General features: G+C 41.7%; 1 protein-coding gene. It reads right to left on the bottom strand.

Translation table 11 applies throughout. The annotated features are described in order from the left end of the window. A partial coding sequence (locus CI070_RS13735) for a hypothetical protein (protein WP_218824062.1) occupies nt 1–223 on the bottom strand: 223 nt, incomplete at both ends.

The following is a 223-nucleotide window of genomic DNA, read 5'->3' as shown; positions in this document are numbered from 1 at the left end:
ATTTGCACGCTTCTATTATCATTTTATTTGAAACTTTATCCTCACCAGACGATTTATTCATAGGCAACGTTTTAATAACAGTTACGAGCTCATTGGTGGAAGGTAGATCAGACACCGGTGAATTGGGTGGTATAGCTGCCCACGACCTAATCTGCTGATGATAATCATTGTCTGTCTCGGATACATCGTCAGGGATGAGTTCAAAGCCAACAGATCCGTCGAT

Origin of the sequence: Akkermansia muciniphila, from assembly GCF_900184965.1 — a bacterium.
Classification (GTDB): Bacteria; Verrucomicrobiota; Verrucomicrobiia; order Verrucomicrobiales; family Akkermansiaceae; genus Akkermansia; species Akkermansia muciniphila_A.
The sequence above is the reverse complement of the archived record's forward strand: the minus strand, read 5'-3'. Positions and strand labels throughout refer to the sequence as shown.